The organism is Microcoleus sp. Z1_B2 (assembly GCF_036700325.1).
GTDB lineage: Bacteria > Cyanobacteriota > Cyanobacteriia > Cyanobacteriales > Microcoleaceae > Microcoleus.
The window spans coordinates 22,031-43,358 of the sequence record NZ_JAUBOQ010000015.1; the positions used below are offsets into that span (position 1 = coordinate 22,031).

Genomic DNA, 21,328 nt, shown 5'->3' on the forward strand with positions numbered 1-21,328 from the left:
TGACTAATGACAAATGACAAATGACTGATGACTAATGACTTCTTCAAGCTTCCCGCATCACATAGCCAACACCGCGCACCGTCTGAATCAAACGCTTTTCGCCCTCATCTTCAATCTTGAGCCGCAGATAGCGGATATAAACCTCAATTACATTCGACTCACCCAAAAAGTCGTAACCCCAAACATTTTCCAGAATTTGTTCGCGAGTCAAAACCTCGCGGGGATGTTCCATCAAATACTTTAGCAGCTCATATTCCTTCATCGTCAGGTCGATCGCCCGTCCATTGCGTAATGCCCGCCTAGAGGCCAAATCCAAAACTAAATCGCCAAACCTCAATTGTTCGTTGCTGGTGTTATCCGGCTGCAAATACAAGCGCACCAACTGCAAAAATTCCTCAGTGCGGTAAGGTTTAAGAAAATAATCATCCGCCCCAGCTTCCAGACAAGCTACGCGATCGTCAACTGTATCACGACCGACCAATAGCAGCACCGGCACCCGATTGCCAATACTTCTGAGGTGAGAACACAGTGACAGCCCCGACTCAGCGCCAAGTATGCGATCGATTACAATCAAAGCTGGCTGCAATTCACGGGCTAAATGTTGGCCTGTGGCGGTATTAGAAGCCACTACCGGTTCGTAGCCGGAGGATTTTAAGTCGAGACTCAAGTGTCCGGCGAGAACTTCGTCTGTTTCAACTAGCAGGACACAGGGATTGCGATCGAGAGTAATTGCAGCCATTGAATTGACCGATGGAGACCATAACTGTTCTAGCACGTTATTTGTTATTGGTTATTTTAGTTTTGGACGCACGTCGAGGCCAGAAACCGGGTTTCTTCGTATATCTCTAGTTGAGAAAGCAAAGATTTTTCAGAGAAACCCGGTTTCTTTGGGTAAGTCCTGTGATTTGTTAGTTACAATTCCCGATGCCCTGTTTGCCCCATGCCCTATGACCATCATCGTATTCGGCAGTATCAACATCGACCTAGCAGCAAAAACTCCCCGGTTGCCGCAGCCAGGGGAAACTATCATCGGTAGCAATTTTTTCACAGCCGGCGGCGGCAAAGGAGCAAATCAAGCCGTAGCGGCCGCCCGTCTCGGCACTTCCACCCACATCATCGGCCGCGTCGGCAACGATAAATTTGCTGAAGAATTATTGACAAATTTACAATCTTATGGTTTAAGTACAGACAATGTATTAATAGACCAAAACACTCATTCAGGGGTGGCAATTATCGCCGTAGACGAGACAGGTCAAAATAATATTATTGTGATTCCGGGCGCGAATAACAATGTCGGTGAAGCAGATATAGAACGTCTCAAAAAACTGTTAACAGGAGCTACATCTTTGCTGTTACAGTTAGAAATTCCCCTGGAAATTGTCCAAAAAGCTGCGAAAGCTGCTCGTCAAGCGGGCGTGCGAGTTATTCTCGATCCAGCACCGGCTAGGGCGGATTTGCCACTGGAACTTTATCCGCTAATTGACATTATCACGCCGAATGAAGTGGAAGCGGGCCAGTTAGTCGGTTTTCGGGTGAATGACACCGAAACAGCGATTGTAGCTGCCAAACACTTGCAGGAGCGTGGGGTCAAGAATGTTATTGTCAAATTGGGCGATCGCGGGGCTGTTGCTGTTACGGCGGATGAAACCTTTTTTGTACCGGCTTTTGCTGTGGAGGCGATCGACACTGTGGCTGCTGGCGATGCTTTTAACGGCGGTTTGGCCTCTGCATTAGATGCCAGTCTTTCCTTGTCAGAGGCGGTGCGGTGGGGCGCAGCAGCGGGGGCTCTGTGCACAACTAAAGTGGGTGCTCAAGTTGCTATGTGCGATCGGGCAACTTTTGATAAATTTTTGCAGAATTTAATTTGAATTTGTCAGGTGCCGAAGGCGCACCCTACTTTAACTTGTAAAGCTAATTCGCCGCTGGTTTGCATAATCTCTGTCTGTCCTGTAGTTTAGGGCGAGATAAAGAAGATATTGCCTGTAGGGACACAACTGTCTTCATTGGTATCAACTTAACATTAAACCGATAGTCCGACAGTCCGACAGGGGTTGAAACCCCTGCCTCAAAGCTAAAGTCCTCTCAAGAGGACTGATATCAAATCCGTTAGCATCGTCCTGTATTCATCTCTCTGTTCTCTTCCTCTGCGTTCTCTGCGTACTCTGCGGTTTAATCATTCCAATCCAACCGGACATGATATGAGAATAAAAATTTTTAAACTCATTAGTCCTCATAGCGAGGACTTTAGCTATTAGACAGGGAATTCATTCCCTGGCGGACTTTAACTTTAACCATTCGGGCGCTGAATAATTGTTTCAACTACGCGCCGCTTAACTTTTGGATCGATACCAATCAGCCGCACGTATTCGCCGCCGTGTTCCGCCAAACAAGTTTCTAAAGATGCAACCACATCTTTTTCCTGTGCAGTTTTAATCGTCGCGCAACTTTGCCAAGAACCAGTTTTAAATCGGCGATTATCTGCATATTCCATGCCAATTTTGCAGCCTCTTGCTAACAACTGCTTTACTTGTTCCAATACCTCGGAACTCAGCCGCGCCCCATGACCGTTACCCGCTTCAGAACTTGGCTCGACGTAAGCCTTATAATATTTGGATGACGGGTCGTTTAATTGACTTTGGGTGGGTTCAGCAGCCGGGGCATTGGGGGTTCCTTGAACGTTAAAAAGCCGCGATTGGTTGTATTCATCTACTAAGCGCATTTCCTTAATCCGCTTTTGTTGACCCACCATCAAACGGCCCATTTCTAATAAATGAGCGAGGCTGAAATTCGGGTTCTGGAAATCTGGCGCTGCTTCCAAAGTGTTTACCAAACGCTTGGAAACTCGCTCGATTCCTACTTTGTGAATAAATTCGCGGATTTGTTCGTCGTAAATGCGCGATCGCAAAGCACTAAAAAAGTCGATCGCCTGATCGGCAAAATTATCCACTAACGCCACAATATCGGTTTTTGACAATTTGTCCGACTCAAAAATTCCCCCAACAATGCCAATTTTATCATCCCGGCTGGGTTCCCAATAAAACTTTTCCATCCGCCCGTCGCGAATCAGCGGCGCGTAAAGCGTAGAAAAATCATTTCCAGTGACAATAATCGGCACTCGGTGCAGCGGCGTACTGTCATAACTTCCCGGTAACTGCACGTTAGTTGGATTATCAGCAATATTCATCAGAGTCGCATTGACCATCTGAGTATTGACAGTATATTGAGTAGTAGTATCGAACCTGCCCGCACCAGCATCCAAATCGTTAATAAAGATGGCGCACATCTCGCCGCGCACGCGAATTTGCTCCGCAGCTTCCCGGTAGCGCAAGCGAATTAAACGCGCCGGATCTCCTGCATCCGGGCTTTCTAATTCCCCACCAGATATCATCACCGGTTCAAAGCCCATCCGCCGAAAAACCAGTTCGGTTTGAAAAGTTTTGCCTTCTCCTTTGCGGCCATGAATTCCCAAAATTAGGGGAACTCTTACCCCGGGCAAATTTAAAAAGTTCTTAGTGACGTGCACCGCAACTTTATCGAGAAAGTTAGGAGAAATGTAATAACTCATCAGTAGATTTGTAATGGATTAATTGAGGTTACTGTTATGATTTTATGACAAAACTAACAGCCTGCACCGCTAACCTGGATTTTTACCGTACAATCGAGGTCTACATATTATGTGTTAAGGAGCGATTCGTGAGTCCAGAAACCTTATTAAAAGAACCAAGCGTGCAAGCCGAAGCCAGTCTCTTCAGTTCTGAGAGCTTCGACAGCTATGTAATGACAACTTACGGGCGTTTTGCGATCGCCCTAGAACGGGGCCTCGGCTGCCGCGTTTGGGATACCGAGGGCCGCGAATATCTCGATTTTGTGGCTGGTATTGCTACCTGCACTCTGGGACACGCCCACCCGGCAATGATTGCAGCGGTAACTCAGCAAATTCAGACCCTGCACCACGTTTCTAACCTTTATTACATCCCCGTACAGGGCGAGCTGGCGAAGTGGCTTGTAGACCATTCTTGCGCGGACAGAGCCTTCTTTTGCAACTCCGGCGCGGAAGCTAATGAAGCGGCAATTAAACTCGCCCGCAAATACGCCCACGAAAAATTAAATATCTCGAATCCGACAATCATTACCGCCGTTGCGAGTTTCCACGGGCGGACTTTGGCGACAATTACGGCCACGGGACAGCCTAAATACCAGAAGGGTTTTAGCCCTTTGGTTCCCGGATTTCACTATGTGCCCTACAACGATATTAGTGCGATCGAAAGTGCGATCGAGCAACTCGACAAAGACGAACGCCAAGTAGCTGCAATTATGTTGGAAGCGCTGCAAGGCGAAGGCGGAGTTCGCCCCGGAGATATCGCCTACTTCCAGCGAATTCGGGAAATTTGCGACGAAAAAGGCATTTTGCTCATTCTCGACGAAGTGCAAGTCGGGATGGGACGCAGCGGCAAATACTGGGGCTACGAAAACCTCGGCATTGAACCGGATATCTTTACGTCTGCCAAAGGGTTAGGCGGCGGTATCCCGATCGGCGCTATGCTGTGCAAGTCTTCCTGCGATGTATTTGAACCGGGAAGTCACGCCAGCACTTTCGGCGGCAATCCTTTTGCTTGCGCTGTAGCTTTGTGCGTTTGCCAAACTTTGGAACGGGAAAACCTTCTAGAAAACGTGCAGCAGCGCGGGGAACAGTTGAAAGCAGGGCTCAACAAGTTGGCGGCTGAATATCCGCATTTAATTGCCGAGGTGCGGGGCTGGGGTTTGATTGTCGGGATGGAATTGCAAGCTGACATCGAACTTACATCCGCTGATATCGTCAAATCTGCCATCGCTGCAGGAGTTTTGTTGGTTCCTGCAGGGCCGAAAGTGCTGAGGTTTGTCCCGCCGCTGATTGTCACTGCTGCTGAAGTCGATCGAGCTTTGGAAGCAGTGGAAAGTGCGATCGTTTCCTTGGGAAATACTCTAGCTTAGTTAGTTTCCTCACCCGGAGTGGGGTGAAAACCCCACTCTTATCGCTTACAGCGGCTTGCAGTCGCGTAGGTACAACCAGATGAAAAAAAACCCTCTCGCCTTATAGAAGTACCTATCAAGTTACAATCCGCTGTACTCTCTCGACAATTTAGCTTTTAGCCGAAAATAATTGTGGAACAGCAACTGCTTCAACGGAAATAGCATTAGCTAAAGCTTGCTCTAGTTCGGGACCTTTTGACGATGCTTCTGTCAAATAAGCAAACGCTTGATTCTCTAATGATAATAAAGCTTCTAAGGAACCTATTGGCATCTTACCAGTTTCTTTTTTAGCTTTATAATAATTAATAGCAGTGTAACCCACTGCCATAAATACCAACATATTTTTGACTGGTGGTACTAGCGGATTTATATCAGAGGGTGAACCAATCAAGAATTGCATTCCCAAGAAATCAACCATTTGTTTGGTAAAGGCAGCACCTAAAATGACTAAAATATCACCTTCACCGCTTTCAATACCATAAATAAGAGAAATTTGGTAAATCATCTCTACCAGCAAGCTATTGGTATCAAAAAAATTAACTAGACGACTATTGAGTAATTGATGCAGAGTTTCAAATCCTTTATTCCCTGCAATAAAATCACTAATTGCTTCTGGAAGCTTACCTGCACAACTTCTACTTAAGCCTTGTATAAAACCGGTAATGCTTGTATACACAGCCTTCTCCAAAACAATGCGTTCTGCAAGTTGATGATTGGTTTCATCAGGATAGTCAATTCTTAACTGATCTACTATTTTCTTAGAGCTACTGTAATGAACTTTTTCACCTTCAATTAGTGTGGTGAAAACCCTTTGTTTCCAAACTTTACTCCATAATTCAACCGTTTTCAATATTTCATCTTTAACGGCAATTACTAATCTTGGTATGGTTTCTAGCAAACTAACAACCACTTTATATGAGAAAGATAGAGGATCTACGACAAGTTTTGCTCCAAATTCAAGCCCACCAATAATTGTTTGTAGGAAAAATGATATGTCTGGGATGTTGACGCTTTGGGTTTCAACAATTTGTTTATCATCTTCGACAATTTGTATCAGTGTATTCACATCATCTTTGGCTTCTTTTTGAGCTTCTTTTTCGACTTTGAAGGAGGAGACAGATCCGTATAAAGATTCTTCGGGAACCCATTGACCTATTGTTTTTCCCTTGAGCAGAAAACAAATGCGTCGCCGATCAACATACGTAGCTATTGCGAGAACTTGTCCCTCTTCCACTCGATCTCCAAAGTAACAGCTAGTGGCTTTCCATAAATCTTGTTGTGTACTCATTGCAAATTCTCCTGCCTATATTAAGATTGGTCAAGTATTGTGCCGATAGAAACTTACAGCAGATTCCTGATTTATAAATCATACACTAGAAACTGGGTTTCTTGATGAATTTTGTACCTGCGTGGCTGCCAACCGATGTAAGTCCTTTGAAGACGACTATATTTAGACCTTTTGTAAAACTATATCAACCTAATTAGCGGGACTTAGACAAAAATCGAAGCTAAAATGGCGTAAAAGGCAGAGATAGAAAGACTTTTAGCTCGAATAGGCATAAGTCTAGTATGCACCAAGGTTTCAGGCGTTTTTAGGTCATCAACCTGTTTTGCTTGTCCAGATAGGTTTTCAGCCCCTAAAGGGGCCTTAAAATGTCTAAGTCCCGTTAGTCATTGTCAAGCAGACAAAAATTTGTGTCGCAGCGAGTTCAATTGGTTGGATATTTTGCTAAGAGAGTTATTTGAGCGTCAACTCTTCTTGATAGATGCTTCAAAAAGTGTACTCAGTTATACTAACAAGGGGGTTAGGCTAGCAATCCTTGAATATTACTACTCATTTAGGTTAAACGAGTCACACCTACCATTGATTTTAAGTCGAAAGGAGGGTAAATAGAATTAGGGATTCAAATTTCCCGATTTCTGGATTTAATTGGTTGCAGGGAAGCAGCGCTCCTATGGTTAATAGTTTGGCGGAATGCACGATGGACGAACAGCGTCGCAAAACTGATGTTAATATGCTCCAAGCGCTGCTGGAAAATCCTGGGGACTCAGGAATAGATTTGATTTTGAGGACGAACCCAAAGTCGATCGACTTTGGGTTCGTGCAAACGCTTTATGTGGAAGAAGTGGCGCTGACGCGAGAAAGCTTGCTGAAAGCTGCAAAATTTTTCCAAAGGGCGATCGCACCCTTAGAATCTGCAAAAGGGAATTATAAATTGCCCGCAACCGGGGCAGCATATCTGGCTTTTTTAGCAGAAGTATTGCAAGCAGTGGCGCGCGGCGCTGATTCGCAGCACCTGTACTCGCTGCTGAGAAACAATTTAGACAAACTCGACCAGAATTTCGCAGAACTGCTGCGCTGCTGGGCAAATTTGGTGTTTTCTGCTGCCAAAGAATCCGAGAGAAGGCGCATTGCAGCGTTAATCGGCAATCTGAGCAACAAAATTGGGCGGTTTCCCCTCGGCAGCAAGGCTAATAACTTGGAAATCGAAATTGCCGGTTACGAAACAGTTGCTAAGGTGTTTACCCGCAAAGACTTTCCCCAAGAATGGGCGGTGATGCAAAACAATCTGGGCAACGCTTATAGCGATCGCCCCAAAGGTGATAAGGCTCAAAATATCGAACAGGCGATCGCTTGCTTTGAAAATGCCCTACAAGTACGCACGCCCGAACAGTACCCGGAACAGTGGGCGACGCTGCAAAATAATCTGGGCAACGCTTACAGCGAGCGTCTCAGGGGAGATCCGGCAGACAATCTAGAACACGCGATCGCCTGCTATCAAAACGCGCTGCAAGTTCGCACCCGCGAAACTTTTGGGGAAGAGTGGGCGAGCACTCAAAACAATCTCGGCCGTGCTTACAGTCGGCGACTGCAGGGCAACCGAGCCCAAAATCTGGAACTGGCAGTCGCTTGCTACCAAAATGCTTTGCAAGTCTACAACCGCAAGGTGTTTCCCCGGCGTTGGGCCACAACTCAAAATAATTTGGCAAATGCTTACTGCGAGTTGCTGCGGGGCAACCGAGCTGAAAATCTCGAATACGCGGTTACGTGCTATCAGAGAGCTTTGCAGGTGCGGACTCGGGAAGCTTTTCCGCAGCAGTGGGCGACGACTCAAAGGAATTTGGGCCGGGTGTTTGTCGATCGCATCAAAGGCGATCCGGTGGAAAATCTGGAAATGGCGCTCCTCTGCTATCAAAATGCTTTACAAGTCTACACCCGCATCAAATTTCCCGAAGCCTGGGCTTCGATCCAAACTTACCTCGGTAGGATCTACAGTCGGCGGGTGAAAGGGGAAAAAGCCGAAAATATGGAAATGGCGATCGCCTGCTATCAAAATGCTTTGCTCTTTTGCAACCGCCAAAAAACTCCCGAACGCTGGGCCATGCTGTGTGCCTACCTCGGCCGCGCTTTCTGCGAACACGTGAAAGGGGAAAAAAATCGCAACCTCAAAAGCGCGATCGCCTGCTATCAAAATGCGGGCGAAGTCTACACCAGGCAGGCATATCCCAACCGCTGGGCAATGCTGCAAATTTATCTCGGTAGGGCTTATTCGCAACTGACGGAGGCGGAAAACTTGTCGCACATGGAAAGCGCGATCGGCTGCTATCACAGCGCCACCCAAGTCTACACTCGCGAAACCTATCCCCACCGCTGGGCTGAAATTTTATTTTATTTGGGTCAAGCTTACCGAGTTCGAGGCGACTTGCTTCGCGCTTACGGGGTTTTTACTGCTGCTGTCGATACTGTTGAATTCTTGCGCTGCGAAGTTGGGGTTGATACAGTCGATTTTGGCGATTCCCTACGGGATAGCTACGCTTCACGGACGAGTACCGCAAAAGTCAAATTAACCCGCACCTGGGCTGGACTCTATAAATGCCTGGTGCAAGTTTGCCTGGAACTAGGCGCCAGCCAACCTGAATATTACGCTAAGGCTCTGGAATACGCCGAACGCCACAAAAATCGGAATTTGGTAGAACTGCTGCTTAAATGCCACTTGACTCCGAAAGCCGAAATTCCTGCAGCGGTGCGAAGCGAGTTGGAGTCGCTGCAACTGGAAATAGCAGGGGAACAGCGGCACCAAGAAGAGGGAGAACCTGAGCCGAACACGACTTTGATTTCTGAGGGCGATAGCCAAGGTTTGAACAGCGGTTCTCTAATGCCGAACTTGGACTTCATGCACTTAAATCAATTGTGGAAGCAGTTTGATAGGTTGATTGCGCGGGAGGTGCAGGCAAACGACCCTTTCTTCAGCCTAGCTCACAAAGTTGAACCGATCGCTTTCGAGCAAATTCGCCAATTGTTGCCTGATGACAATTGCGCTGCTGTGGTGTGGGCGAGTTTGGGAGAGTTGCTGGTTGCTTTTGTGGTGGTAAAGAGTGAACAATATCCCGCCGTTCACCTGTGTTCGCCGGAAAATGCTTTGGCTGCCGAAAGTTGGGGCCAGGAGTACCTCACCGCTTATTCTGAACAAAAAGGTCGCTGGATCAATCATCTCCAGACTCGCCTCAAACGCTTGGCTACGATGCTGGAAATCGATCGAGTGGTGGCGCTGATTCCCGATAATTGCGATCGGCTGATTTTTGTGCCGCACCGATTTTTGCACGCTTTGCCACTCCACGCTTTGCCTTTGGCGGGGAGAGACGGATTTGAGGATGGTGGGGGAATTTTTAGGTCTGGGTGGAGCGATCGCAGCGGTTTTGTTGAGGTGGAAACCTACAGCCTTTCGGATTTTTCTCAAAGTTCGTCTTTTGGCGACGTTGCAGCGCCTGCTACTTATTTGCTCGATCGATTTCCCGGAGGAATTCGCTATGCTCCTAGCTGTCAGCTATTGCTGTTGAGACAAAGTGCACACGGAGCGGCTATTGGTCGGTACAGACCCCGTTTGCAGCAGCTTTTGGCCATTCCAACTTTCACCAGAGATGCGTTCTACAGCAACATTGAAATCGGCACTATTTCCCAGTATTTTGCCAGTACAGAAGTTGTGCGCCATAAGCCGGCAATTAAAGAGGCTTTTTCCCAAGAAATGTCTGCTAATAATGGGGATTTGCCCCAAGAAATAGGGCATTGGCAGCAGAAAAAATGCGCTCATTTTGCTTGTTTTAGTTTGCTTAATTTGGCTTGGCCACTGAAATCTGCAGTGTTTTTGAGGAATGATTCTCTGAGTTTGGAGGAAATTTTAAATCTGGATTTTAGACAATATTTTTTAGTTACTTTATCTGGTTGCGAAATTGCCGCTGGCGGAGTTAGCGGTGCTGGAGGAGATTTTGTGGGTTTGTCGGCGGGTTTGTTGTATGCTGGCACGTCTAGTGTGGTTAGCAGTCTTTGGAAGGTGAATGATGTTTCTACGCTGCTGCTGACGAGCAAGTTTTATGAAAATCTGGGACGGTTTTCTCGGTTGCAGGTGGGAGATGTGGCGATCGCGCTGGGGGACGCTCAAAGGTGGCTGCGGGATTTGACTAGCGAGGAATTGGAGGTGTTGCTGGCGGATTTTCAACCTCAAATTTCGCAAATGTTCGATCGGCTTTCTCAAAGTTCTCGTCTGATTGCGGAGGCTTCTTTGCAGCAAATTCGCAACCGCAAACCCTATCCTTTTGCTAATCCTTATTATTGGGCGGCTTTTACGGCGGCTGGGGTTTAGTTATTAGTGATTAGTGATTAGTCATCAGTCAACAGTCAACAGTCAACAGTCAACAGTTATTAGTCATTTAAAAACCCGACACTAACAACTTATTTAAAGTTATCAATGTCGGGCACAAATTCAACAAACTACCCGCAAAAGTTTAGGACTTTTTGCCGAAAACTTGTTCTTTCAATGCTTGAATTTCTTGACCTAATTGTTGCCGGTTGGACGATCGCAGCAAATAGCGGTAGACAAACCACCCGGTGTATCCGATACCAATTAGCTCGAATGTCGGTGCTAGCAAGGGGATGTCGTTGAGTTCATCTATTACGCCCAAAAGCACTTTCAAAGAGACAATCGAGGCTATAATTACACCGATAACAGTCAGGGGACTTTTGTACTGCTCGTAAAAGCTGCCGATGTAAGCGGGAAACTCGGACAAAATTGAGATAATTTGTTCTTTGATCTGCTGGCCCTGACTTGGCGGTTCTTCGGTAATTATGACTTTTGTTGTACCGCTGGAACTGTCTGCTTCATTTCCGGCAGGAATTTCGGTGATGATAACGGTTGTTTCTGGTTCGTTTGATGAAGTCATTTCTCCACTCGCAATAGTTTTTTGCTGGTTGGCTGCAGGTATTTCAACTGCTGCTGCGGCTGTTTCAACTGCCGAAATATCGACTGCTGAAACCTCGGTGCCGGCTGTTTCCACAGGCGATATTTCGACTGCTAAAACCTCCGTTCCGGGTATTTCGGTAGCCGATATTTCGACTGTTTCCACAGGCGATATTTCGACTGTTTCCACAGGCGATATTTCGACTGCTGTCACCTCGGCCGCTGCTGTTTCAACAATCGGTGTTTCGACTGCTGGCTGTTCTGTAGCAGGGGTTTCGGCGACTGTTTCTGCGTTTGGTTGTTCTGGGGTTGGAGTTTCGGCCGCCACACCAACACCAGGCAAATTCAAGTTGCTAATGGCATCAAGCAAACGGGTTTTAGCCGTTCCTCGCTGGTGAAGGATTACCCAAGATTCTATCAGGTCGGGGCCGTGCATTGCACCTGTCAGAGCTGCTCTGAGCGATCGCATAATTAGCCCTTTGTTAAGAGTTTTCTCTTTACTGAGCTTTTTAGTGATTTTCTGAGCTTCCGCTGATGTCAGGGATGAATGACTTTCCATCGCTTCTACAACTGCTTGTAAAGCCTGTGCAGCCCCTGGTTGCTGCAACTGTGCGAGTGCTTCTTCTTCGTATTCCACCGTGGTGGAGAAGAAAACCTTGCACATATCCACAGCATCGGTTAAGCGAACGAGACTCGGGCCGATTAAAGCAGCTATTTGTTCGAGCCAAGGGCGATCGGCCTCTGAGTCAAACTCATAACCGCCTTTCTGCCACCAATAAGGTATCAGCAAATCTGTCAATTGCGGCACTGGCATTTTGTGCAGGTATTGACTGTTTAGCCAATTGAGTTTATCCCAATCAAATTTTGCACCGGCTTTGTTGACTCGATAGAATGTAAATAATTCTGCTGCTTCCGACAGTGTAAATATTTCCTGCGTTGAATCCGGCGGAGTCCAACCGAGCAAAGTCATGTAATTAACTAAAGCTTCGGGCAGGTAGCCCATATCTTTGAAGTCAGAAATCGAGGTTACGCCGTCGCGTTTAGAAAGCTTTTGTCCTTGGGAGTTTAAAATCAGCGGCGTGTGGCCAAATTCTGGGATTGTCGCGCCCAAAGCTTCGTACAGCAATATTTGTTTCGGAGTATTGCCGATGTGATCTTCGCCGCGGATGACGTGGGTGATGCCCATGTCGATGTCATCGACAACTACGGCGAGGTTGTAGAGGGGTTGGCCGATGACGCCGCCGCTGGATGCACGGGCAATCACCATATCGCCGCCGAGGTCGCTACCTTTCCAGGTTACGGTGTCGCGCACCATGTCGTTCCAAGAAATTGTGCGATCGTCGTCGATGATAAACCGAATCACAGCTTGTCGCCCTTCGCCTTCAAAAGCTGCGCGCTCTTTGCTTGTCAAGTTGCGGTGCCGGTTGTCGTAGCGGGGGGCTTGTTTGTTGGCTTTTTGTGCTTCCCGCATTTCGTCGAGTTCTTCCGACGTGGTGTAGCAGCGGTAGGCGAGTCCATTGTCTAGAAGGGTTTGGACTGCTTGGCGGTATATTTCCAGACGCTGGGACTGAAAACTCGGGCCTTCGTCCCAGTTCATACCCAGCCAGGTGAGTCCTTCGAGGATGTTATCGGTGTATTCGCTTTTAGAACGTTCTACGTCTGTGTCTTCTACCCGCAGGATGAATTGGCCGCCTTGGTTGCGGGCAAACAGCCAGTTGAATACGGCGGTTCTGGCGGTACCGATGTGTAGGTTTCCGGTGGGACTGGGGGCTAGACGGACTCTGACATTCATGTAGATTTTTGCTTTTAGATTGGGGGCGATTTGCTGGTTGGGGGAATAGCTGATGTTTAAGACTTTAAATTTTATTATATTTTGTTGCCGAATTAACAGTTGTGTTTGGCAGGTGCTTTGCCTCGAATTGTTGGATATTCGACGATCGGGCGATCGGGCGTAAAGTCTCCGGCAAGGCAAGAGAGGGCATCTTGATGATAATAGCTTGCGGGTGGCCAAGACTGGATTCACCTTTGGGACTATTTTTCACAGCACAAATAACTGCTTTAGGAGTACCCAAGGTGCTCCTGATAACTATTGATGCTTGTAAAATGTTTGTGTGCGATCGACGACATTACAATATATTTCCCTATGTCTGCTGCTAAAACCGAGTTTTCCGAATCTGTTGCGCCCTCACCAGAGTCTGTTGCGCCTGCTTGGCAGATTGAGTTACTGTACGACGGTGAATGTCCTCTGTGCGTGCGGGAGGTTAATTTCTTGAAAAAACGCGACGCGGGGCGAGATTTAGTGTCGTTTGTGGATATCGCGGATGATGGCTACAACCCGGAGGCGCACGGCGGAATCGACTACGAAACGGCGATGGGCCGGATTCACGCGATATTACCCGACGGTACGGCAATTAAAAATGTGGAGGTTTTTCGCCGCACCTACGAGATTTTAGGTATGGGATGGATTTATGCAGTTACTAAGTTACCAGCGATCGGGGCGATCGCCAATTGGCTGTACGGAATTTGGGCCGACTGGCGGCTGAAGCTGACGGGAAGGCCGGATTTAGCAACTATTATGAGCGATCGAACTCAGCGGATCGAGTGCGAAAGTCAGGGTCGCTGCCAACCAAACTCGAAATGAGTCATATTTAGTAAGTTCGATCGGCCTATCAGAAGATGTCAGCAGAAACAGACTGCAACTAACATTAAACATGGACTACTATTAAAGGTCAAAAAAATGCAAGATGCAGGCTATACAGTCTTCATGGGTTTCGGTGGTCTCTGGATACTTATGGGAATTGCCGCTGTGATTTTCCTGTTAAAATCGGACGGTCAAAAACTTAGGTTTGGCAAATGGGGACTGCTAGTGGCGATTCCGATCCTCGTGCCGATAGTCCTGGTTTTGACATATCAGATCGCCCGACCCTTTCTTTCCTCGCACCTTTGAGCGCTGCGGGGAGTCGATCGTAACTACAAGCAGGAGTTTTTTTGCCAGCCTTTTCGGGTAAACTGTACCGCGTAGTAGTTAGTTTACCTAAAACACTTTCTCCATCGAATGCCTAAGCCAAGTAAGCCGACAACCAAAGCTCCGACTGTACTCGATCTCTTCTGCGGTGCAGGTGGGATGAGTTTAGGTTTTCAAAATGCCGGCTGTGAGATTCTAGGAGGTATTGATAAAAATCCCCATGCCATCAGAACCCATCATAGAAACTTCCCTAACTGCAAGCTTAAGCTTGATGCCCAACCGATAGAATCTCTGATTAACTTGAGTCAACTAGATATTCAGCCGGGAGAAGTTGATATTTTAATTGGTGGGCAGCCTTGTCAAGTATTTTCAGTAGTTGGCAAAGGCAAAATGAGGTCTTTAGGCAAGGATATTGAAATCGATATGATTTTTTTTTTATACGAGCAATTTATTGGATTTATTGAATAATATAAACCGTATTTTTTTGCAATGGAAAATGTTAATTATCTCCGCAACCACTGGATATTCCCTACTTTGATAGGAGATTTGGAAAAAGGATTGCATAAAACAACAAATTGCAATTATCCAGGCTATAATATTAGCAAACTTTCCCATAGCGCTTTGTATTTGACGCACTTATAACTAGGATGTTGGGGTTAGTTGGGAATTCTGTGCCGCCTCTTTTAGCACAGGCGATCGCCGTTAAGTAGCTGAAGTAGTAATAAATGGCATTAAGAAAGGGTTGGACACGAGATGAACTCATTATCGCAATGAATTTATACTGCAAGCTACCATTTGGACAGCTAGATAGTCGCACGCCAATTATTATTGAAGTAGCTCAAAAGCTGGGAAGAACACCAAGCAGCCTATCAATGAAGCTTTGTAATTTAGCTTCATTCGATCCTGTACTGCAAGCCCGTGGCATTCAAGGTCTTCGCGGTGCAAGTAAAGCGGATCGCGGCATTTGGCAAGAGTTTTATACAAATTGGGAAGAACTAGGAGTTAAAAGCGAAGAACTATTACAAGAACTATTTGATAATGTAATACCTGAAGAGTATCAGCTACCCCGACAACCAAAATCTCAAAATGTCAGGGAAATCAAAATACCTAAAAGTCAGCCAACTGGCGAGACAGAAGTAGAAGCTAGTGTAAAAGCCCGAATCGGACAAAGTTTTTTTCGCCAAACTATTCTAGCTAACTACAACAGCCGTTGCTGTATTACTGGTAATCCAATTCCACAACTTTTGATCGCGAGCCATATACTACCTTGGGGCGATTACCCAGAACATCGACTCGATCCTCATAATGGTTTGTGCCTTGCTCGTACTCAGGATGCAGCTTTTGATGGGGGAATGATTACATTTGATGAAGATTATCGACTGGTCCTTAGTTCATATCTTGAAAGTTTCTTGCCGGAAGATGTATTAGAGCATAACTTTGTTGCCTATCACGGGAAGCAAATGCGTTTACCTGAAAAATTTCAACCTAATCCTAACTTTCTCCGCCGTCATCGAGAAGAAATTTTCCTTGACAATTAAATTAACAGGTAGACTTGCACATTTTTTGCATACCCTTGACAAACAAGATTATTATCTTTTTCTGCGACTGCTTGCCCGCGCTCGAATCCGCCTTGTACCTCGCTCTCAACTTGGTCTTCTGGGGGACTGCAGGTTGGCAGTTGAATTTGTGATCGCCTGTCAGCCCAGGCACCAGAACAAACCGAATCCAAGTCGGTTTATTAATTTTACTCAAATATCTTGCGAGAATTAGTGTTGGTTCGATATCGAGGCTGGTGACATTCCGATACGTTGCAGGAGCGAAAGATTTAATATCGAGTAGAACGAGCTCGGTAAATTCTAAAACGGGTTTAGCTGCCTGCAAGTCCCAGTATCCAGAGCTATCTAATCCCGTGTGAATTCCTAATGTTAGACAACGCTTAAAAATTTAGGTGACGAAGTGAGCTTGAAACAATGCCTCACCTCCACTAATGGTAACTCCACCTCCCGAATAATTCATGTAAGACCTGTATTTCTGAATTTCTTCGATTAGTTCATCAACACTGACCTTTTATACGGTTTTCTAGATATCGGCAATGTGGATTAGAACAGTAAAAGCAACGTAGCAGACAGCCTGCTGTTTACCTTCTGATGTTGATCTAGGCTTTGTGAAACAAACGCTGGTACTGTGAAAACTCAGTAGCAGCGGTTATTTTTCAGGATATCGCCTTTTTCAGCAATCTGAACATTTTCTATTTTGAACGGGACAGACGGGGCTCGAACCCGCAACTTCCGCCGTGACAGGGCGGTGCTCTAACCAATTGAACTACTGTCCCTCGTTTTGCCGTTTTTTCAGGCACAATTTCTATTATGCCTATAACTTCACCTTTTGTCAAGAGGTTTTTTGAACTTTTATTTGGAAGCCCAAAATCTGAGTCTCTTGCAGCGGACTGAAGTTGTTGTCGCTCAGCAAAATCAGACCTCTGCTAGCATCCGCCAGGGCGGGGCCAAATGTCAACCCCTCAATGTTGTCTAGGGGAATTTTTAGGGTTTCCAAATCCAGCAGCAGGCGTTTTTGAGCGGGAGAAACCTCGCCCAGACGGCTTTTGAGGCTTTCGAGTGCTTCAATACGATCGCCCTTTTCCAGAGAAATCTCAAAAATTCTGATAGTTGTGCCGGTTTCCAGGGAGAAAGCACGCTCTAAACTCAGCAAGCGGTTATCGTCGATCGCCAACAAATCTACTAAACCGTTAGTAGTTAATTTTCCCACAGGATTCGCGCCAGCGGGTAGCGGTTCGGTGATGTAGAGAAACGATGCTTCTGGATTGCCGCTCACCGCATCGTAGCGCAAAATCCGGCACGGAGTCCCGGTTTCCAGGGAAGCTGCGGCGCCATCTTGTACCAAGGCGTTTTCGGTAGCGGTGAATAGGTGTTTGCGATCGGGCGTTAAAGTTAAACTTTCAAATGATAGATTGTTGCGGATGCCTTTACTGCCTTTGTCGTCGGGCAAAAATAGTTCTGGAATTGCCAGCGTTTTCAGGAGTTTACCATCTAGAGAGAACTCTTTGATAAAAGGATTTATTTGGCGATCGACATCTCCCTCAGAAGAAACAAACACGCTATTGCCAGTAAAAGCTATCCCTTCGGGATCTAAACTTAATTCAGGAAAACCTTTGCCGTTTTCATCTAATAAAGTAGTGACACCAGTAAAAGTTATTTGCTCTTTTTCCAGTTTACCAGATTGCAAGTTAATTTTGAGAGTATAGAAGCGCGCCGGAGCCTTGCTGCTGCGGTCATCAGAAATGGCATAATAAACTTGTTTATCGCCATCATAAGTAATGCCCGAAAGTCCGCCAATTTCCGTCCCCTGAAACTGAGAACCTGTAGGAAATATTGCTCTGCCGATAAAATTTATTTTCGTAACAGCGAAAGATTGAGCTGATTGATTTACCCAAATAGCAACACTTGCTGCCATCAAAAAACAGACAATAAATATAGTTGCTTTTATTAGATTTCGCATTTGATGAATAAGTAGGCTATTAAACTATTTCACTTTGAGCCTGCATATTGGGGCGGGCAAGATGCCCACCCCACAATAATTTCACAGGAGGCCGAATACAAGAAGTGTAATATTTTTCAAAAGACCAAGCAAATATTTTTTAGCTTAACTACCTTCTTCTTCTCTTTCTTCCTTCGCGCCCTTTGCGCCTTCGCGGTTCGTTAAATCATAAATTCACTGTTTCTGATTCAGCAAAAAATTGGTCAACCAATCTTTAACGACATAAGTAGCACGACAGTCGTCCTCATTGTAGCGGACGATCGCCTCCAAGAGCGATCGATCGCCGGTTTTGAGCCAATCGTCATACCAGCAGACGCACTGAGCACCATTCGCCTTAGCATCTCGCCAGTCAAAACCCAGCCAACGGGCAATTGGTTTGAGTGCGTAACTTTCCACCGGCATAATCGCTTTTTGCGTCACTTGTTTGTGAATATCTACAAACCGTTTCAGCACGGGTTTCCACAAATAAGCTGGAGTATTGTAAAGTTTAGCCAGTCGCTTAAAAGTCTTGACTTCGTAGTCGCAAAAATGGAAAATCGGAGCAATAGGATAAGCCCACATTAATTCTAAAAATTGCTCCCAGATTGCACCTTCCTCTGCTGCTGATTCAGCTAAAAAACCGTGGAATTTTTCCGTATTGTTGTACCTGTCAACAACTAAGACTCCGTGGAGGTAATCCAAGTTTAACTCTGGTTCGGCTTCAATATCAAAGTAGAGTTCGATTGGGGCGATCGGCAAAAACACAGATTGGGAATACGGAATTGGTTTTTTGCGGAGAATTGGCGCAGGTATAGAAGATGTCGCAGGTTTATTTTCTCTAATTTTTAATTCCTCAACTGCGGTGTAATTCAAGATATTGTCTACAATATCTGGTACTATTTCAGATGAGTTAAGTTCTTCTGAATTCTCACTTCTACCTTCTTCTCGATCATTAATCCGTGTATCCGTGTCAAAATCCGTGTCGTGCCTTCCTTCTTCCTTCTTCCCTCTTCCGACTTCCATCGGACTGACATCCGTTACATCCGTTACAGAATCCGTTGCCGAACTTCCTTCTTCTCGCAACAGCGGTTGATTTAGCAAGTGCGATCGAGCTTGCTGCACGACATCAAAAGCCACTCTGTCCGGGAATTCGGGATACTCAGCCAGCAGTTTGGAACTAGCATTAGCGAGAGCTTGTACATCAGTAATTCCGAGAGTTTTTAGTCTAGCATAGCGGCTGGCAGTAACTCCCGGCAATAACGAAAGATGTTTAATAGATTCGGCTTCGGCGTGACAGATAGTATACCAACCGCAAAGATTGCACTTTTGCCGGGAAATGAACACCTCTGGTTTATCCCGATTTTCTATCATCCGAATGCAATCATCTAAAATCTCGAACATCTGAGGAGTTCGCTGGTCGAGATTCACGGAGTATAGCCCTTTTTTTCGCAGCATCAGCCACGCAGTCTCTGGCATTGTTTCCTGTACGGAAGCTAAAACTTGGGCGTGAAAAGCTGCGATAATTTGATACTCTTGTTTTGGTCGCTTGCTAAGCCAAATATCCGCAGTAATATAACTCCAATCGCCAAATTTTGATTGTCCCGGCTGTTTGATTAATAAATGGGGGCGGCTGATCAGGGTAATGTTTGAAGAGTGAAGGTTGGAGGATGAAATATCAACGGGAGTTTCGGGGATTTCGCCAAATTCGGGGAAATATTGACTGTCAATTCCTACTAGAGAAGTTGTTGCGGCGTTGGTTTGGCCGAATTCGCCCTGGATCAGAACTCCTCGGTAAATGCGATCGACCCCTTGCTGCATTAAACTCAATGTAGCGGCCGCGCCGGCTTCCCAATCCCCTCTCGGATAATATGGTTGTTGGTAAGTCTCCTGTTCCAAAGCTTGCTGCTGGTATGCGGCGCTGTCGCGCATCAGTTTCAGCAGAAAGTCGCTGGGGGGATCTAGTTGTTTCCAGTCTCCGCAGGTGTCTAAAAATGCTCGGAGATGGCATCGCTGATAGGAAAGTAGCAGTTTGTCAGTTATTAACATTTAGTATTCGCAAGGCATAGAATAATTAGAAGGAAAGCACGACACGGATTTTGAGACGGATACACGGATTGATTATTTAGCTTGAGGCAAAAGTCAAAGGATAGAAAGTTCACACCATCAGTTATTCAATATTAACGCTATCAATAATTCGCCAGAAAAAATGACAAAGGACAATCACCGGCAACAATTCCCAGCTTTGGCCAATAAAGCTTATTTTAACTACGGCGGACAAGGGCCGCTGCCTGAGCCTGCTTTAGACGCGATTTATGAGGCTTACAAACGGGTGCAGCTTGGGGGGCCGTTTTCGGGGGAGGTGGGGGCTTGGGTGGTTCAGGAGGCGATGCTGACGCGACGTGCGATCGCATCTGAGTTGACCGTACCTCCTGAAACGATCGCCCTAACTGAAGATGTCACCGTCGGCTGCAATATTGCGCTGTGGGGCATTGACTGGAAAGCGGGCGACCATTTGCTGCTTTCTGATTGCGAACACCCCGGCATTGTAGCTAGTGTAATGGAACTTCAGCGCCGTTTCAACATTGAGGTTTCGATTTGTCCGTTGGCGGCTACTTTGAATGAGGGCGATGCGGTGGCGGTGATTGCTGATAGTTTGCGGCCAAATACTCGCTTGTTGGTTATCAGTCACATTTTGTGGAATACTGGCCAAGTTTTGCCTCTGGCTGAGATTGTGAAAGTATGTCATCAAACAAAAGTCAAAGTATTAGTTGATGCTGCTCAATCTGTGGGGGTTTTGCCTTTAAATTTGATTGAATCGGGGGTTGACTTTTATGCTTTTACTGGTCACAAATGGTGGTGTGGCCCGGAAGGTTTGGGGGGGCTTTATGTGAGTGCTGAAGCTTTGGCAGATTTGCATCCGGTGTTTATAGGTTGGCGGGGAATTGTGACGGATGCTAATGCTAAGGTCCTTGGGTGGAAGCCTGGATCGCAGCGCTATGAAATTGCGACTTCGGCTTATCCTTTGTATGCGGGTTTGCGGAGTGCGATCGCCCTGCAACATGAATGGGGTACGATCGAGGAAAGGTATGCAGAAATTTGCCGTTTGAGTAAGTATCTCTGGCAGCGTTTGTCGGAACTTCCCAATGTGGAATGTTTGCGGACATCTGCGCCGGAAGCTGGTTTGGTTTCGCTTCGATTAACTAATGGGATGCCGCACAAAAAGCTGGTCGATTTGTTGGAGAAACAGGGAATTATGGTAAGGACTATTCTTAATCCTGATTGTGTGCGGGCTTGTGTTCACTATTTTACAACTGAGGCGGAGATTGATAAGTTGGTTGGGGCGATCGCCATAACGTAGGGTGCGTCGCCTTGAGCTATTTCAAATAGCTGGAAAATCTCATAGCGACGCACCTACAAAATTAGGGGCGATCGCACTCCACTCCGAAAAATATTATTTCAAAATAGGATGCAAGAGGCGTTAGTTTTTTGTGGGATTTACCTTATAATATGGTAAGTAGGTTGCCAGCACATTTTTTGAATTTGGTAAGTAAAAGCGTGAAGATAATTTTAGAGTAATTACGGAGGG

15 protein-coding genes, 1 tRNA gene and 1 pseudogene are annotated in these 21,328 nt (G+C 46.2%); 8 read left to right on the plus strand and 9 right to left on the minus strand.

Annotated features, from left to right (window positions below; genetic code table 11):
• Positions 1-43: 43 nt before the first annotated feature.
• Positions 44-739, minus strand: a complete 696-nt coding sequence (nblR, locus tag QT984_RS10910) for a response regulator transcription factor NblR (protein WP_333055065.1) — start codon at positions 737-739, stop codon at positions 44-46.
• 208 nt (positions 740-947) lie between these two features.
• Here nblR and rbsK point away from each other — a divergent pair, with 208 nt between their 5' ends.
• Positions 948-1,868, plus strand: coding sequence for a ribokinase (rbsK, locus tag QT984_RS10915; RefSeq protein ID WP_333055064.1), 921 nt, complete (start codon positions 948-950; stop codon positions 1,866-1,868).
• Between the two features lie 419 nt (positions 1,869-2,287).
• On the opposite strand, the gene QT984_RS10920 is transcribed toward rbsK, so the two are convergent.
• Entirely contained in the window at positions 2,288-3,565 is a 1,278-nt protein-coding gene (locus QT984_RS10920; protein WP_333373975.1) for a ribulose bisphosphate carboxylase small subunit, read from the minus strand.
• Positions 3,566-3,693: 128 nt separating this feature from the next.
• On the opposite strand from QT984_RS10920, the gene QT984_RS10925 reads away from it, so the two are divergent.
• A complete protein-coding gene (locus QT984_RS10925) occupies positions 3,694-4,971 on the plus strand; it encodes an aspartate aminotransferase family protein (RefSeq protein ID WP_333373977.1) in 1,278 nt (425 codons plus the stop codon).
• A gap of 148 nt (positions 4,972-5,119) precedes the next feature.
• Here the strand turns inward: QT984_RS10925 and QT984_RS10930 are convergent, their stop codons facing one another.
• Positions 5,120-6,298 (minus strand): hypothetical protein, encoded by a 1,179-nt coding sequence (locus QT984_RS10930; RefSeq protein WP_333373979.1) that lies wholly within the window; start codon positions 6,296-6,298, stop codon positions 5,120-5,122.
• Positions 6,299-6,965: 667 nt separating this feature from the next.
• Between QT984_RS10930 and QT984_RS10935 the strand changes: the two genes are divergently transcribed.
• On the plus strand, positions 6,966-10,649 hold the full coding sequence (locus QT984_RS10935; RefSeq protein ID WP_333373981.1) for a CHAT domain-containing tetratricopeptide repeat protein: 3,684 nt from the start codon (positions 6,966-6,968) through the stop codon (positions 10,647-10,649).
• A 142-nt stretch (positions 10,650-10,791) separates the two neighbouring features.
• Here the strand turns inward: QT984_RS10935 and QT984_RS10940 are convergent, their stop codons facing one another.
• From QT984_RS10940 to QT984_RS10950, 3 genes and pseudogenes are all read right to left on the minus strand, one after another.
• Positions 10,792-11,226, minus strand: a complete 435-nt coding sequence (locus QT984_RS10940; protein WP_333055098.1) for a CAAD domain-containing protein — start codon at positions 11,224-11,226, stop codon at positions 10,792-10,794.
• A gap of 366 nt (positions 11,227-11,592) precedes the next feature.
• Positions 11,593-13,035, minus strand: a pseudogene (gene gltX / locus QT984_RS10945) (glutamate--tRNA ligase); the annotation flags it as partial.
• A gap of 64 nt (positions 13,036-13,099) precedes the next feature.
• Positions 13,100-13,315, minus strand: coding sequence for a hypothetical protein (locus QT984_RS10950; protein ID WP_333373983.1), 216 nt, complete (start codon positions 13,313-13,315; stop codon positions 13,100-13,102).
• 71 nt (positions 13,316-13,386) lie between these two features.
• Here QT984_RS10950 and QT984_RS10955 point away from each other — a divergent pair, with 71 nt between their 5' ends.
• The 4 genes from QT984_RS10955 to QT984_RS10970 all read left to right on the plus strand — a co-directional run bounded on the left by QT984_RS10955 (position 13,387) and on the right by QT984_RS10970 (position 15,746).
• Positions 13,387-13,884 carry a DUF393 domain-containing protein gene (locus QT984_RS10955; RefSeq protein ID WP_333373985.1) on the plus strand — a complete coding sequence of 166 codons (498 nt, stop codon included), beginning with the start codon at positions 13,387-13,389 and terminating at the stop codon, positions 13,882-13,884.
• 96 nt (positions 13,885-13,980) lie between these two features.
• Entirely contained in the window at positions 13,981-14,190 is a 210-nt protein-coding gene (locus tag QT984_RS10960; protein ID WP_333373987.1) for a hypothetical protein, read from the plus strand.
• Positions 14,191-14,298: 108 nt separating this feature from the next.
• Positions 14,299-14,676, plus strand: a complete 378-nt coding sequence (locus QT984_RS10965) for a DNA cytosine methyltransferase (protein WP_333373989.1) — start codon at positions 14,299-14,301, stop codon at positions 14,674-14,676.
• Positions 14,677-14,933: 257 nt separating this feature from the next.
• The gene (locus QT984_RS10970) at positions 14,934-15,746 is read left to right on the plus strand and encodes an HNH endonuclease (RefSeq protein ID WP_333373991.1); all 813 of its coding nucleotides are present in this window, start codon (positions 14,934-14,936) and stop codon (positions 15,744-15,746) included.
• 720 nt (positions 15,747-16,466) lie between these two features.
• Here the strand turns inward: QT984_RS10970 and QT984_RS10975 are convergent.
• The 3 genes from QT984_RS10975 to QT984_RS10985 form a co-directional block, all read right to left on the minus strand.
• Positions 16,467-16,540, minus strand: a tRNA-Asp gene (locus tag QT984_RS10975).
• A 56-nt stretch (positions 16,541-16,596) separates the two neighbouring features.
• Positions 16,597-17,679: an esterase-like activity of phytase family protein gene (locus QT984_RS10980; RefSeq protein WP_333240509.1), complete on the minus strand. Its 1,083-nt coding sequence runs from the start codon at positions 17,677-17,679 to the stop codon at positions 16,597-16,599.
• Between the two features lie 258 nt (positions 17,680-17,937).
• Positions 17,938-19,788 (minus strand): TM0106 family RecB-like putative nuclease, encoded by a 1,851-nt coding sequence (locus QT984_RS10985; RefSeq protein WP_333373993.1) that lies wholly within the window; start codon positions 19,786-19,788, stop codon positions 17,938-17,940.
• A 160-nt stretch (positions 19,789-19,948) separates the two neighbouring features.
• Between QT984_RS10985 and QT984_RS10990 the strand changes: the two genes are divergently transcribed.
• Entirely contained in the window at positions 19,949-21,100 is a 1,152-nt protein-coding gene (locus QT984_RS10990; protein WP_333373995.1) for an aminotransferase class V-fold PLP-dependent enzyme, read from the plus strand.
• Positions 21,101-21,328 lie beyond the last annotated feature (228 nt).

Bases quoted from the DNA above. Each gene is read 5' to 3' on its own strand.
- nblR (WP_333055065.1), bottom strand. From the start codon at position 739: ATGGCTGCAATTACTCTCGATCGCAATCCCTGTGTCCTGCTAGTTGAA.
- QT984_RS10955 (WP_333373985.1), top strand. From the start codon at position 13,387: ATGTCTGCTGCTAAAACCGAGTTTTCCGAATCTGTTGCGCCCTCACCA.
- QT984_RS10920 (WP_333373975.1), bottom strand. From the start codon at position 3,565: ATGAGTTATTACATTTCTCCTAACTTTCTCGATAAAGTTGCGGTGCAC.
- QT984_RS10935 (WP_333373981.1), top strand. From the start codon at position 6,966: ATGGTTAATAGTTTGGCGGAATGCACGATGGACGAACAGCGTCGCAAA.
- QT984_RS10960 (WP_333373987.1), top strand. From the start codon at position 13,981: ATGCAAGATGCAGGCTATACAGTCTTCATGGGTTTCGGTGGTCTCTGG.
- QT984_RS10940 (WP_333055098.1), bottom strand. From the start codon at position 11,226: ATGACTTCATCAAACGAACCAGAAACAACCGTTATCATCACCGAAATT.
- QT984_RS10970 (WP_333373991.1), top strand. From the start codon at position 14,934: ATGGCATTAAGAAAGGGTTGGACACGAGATGAACTCATTATCGCAATG.
- QT984_RS10980 (WP_333240509.1), bottom strand. From the start codon at position 17,679: ATGGCAGCAAGTGTTGCTATTTGGGTAAATCAATCAGCTCAATCTTTC.
- QT984_RS10985 (WP_333373993.1), bottom strand. From the start codon at position 19,788: ATGTTAATAACTGACAAACTGCTACTTTCCTATCAGCGATGCCATCTC.
- QT984_RS10990 (WP_333373995.1), top strand. From the start codon at position 19,949: ATGACAAAGGACAATCACCGGCAACAATTCCCAGCTTTGGCCAATAAA.
- rbsK (WP_333055064.1), top strand. From the start codon at position 948: ATGACCATCATCGTATTCGGCAGTATCAACATCGACCTAGCAGCAAAA.
- QT984_RS10930 (WP_333373979.1), bottom strand. From the start codon at position 6,298: ATGAGTACACAACAAGATTTATGGAAAGCCACTAGCTGTTACTTTGGA.
- QT984_RS10965 (WP_333373989.1), top strand. From the start codon at position 14,299: ATGCCTAAGCCAAGTAAGCCGACAACCAAAGCTCCGACTGTACTCGAT.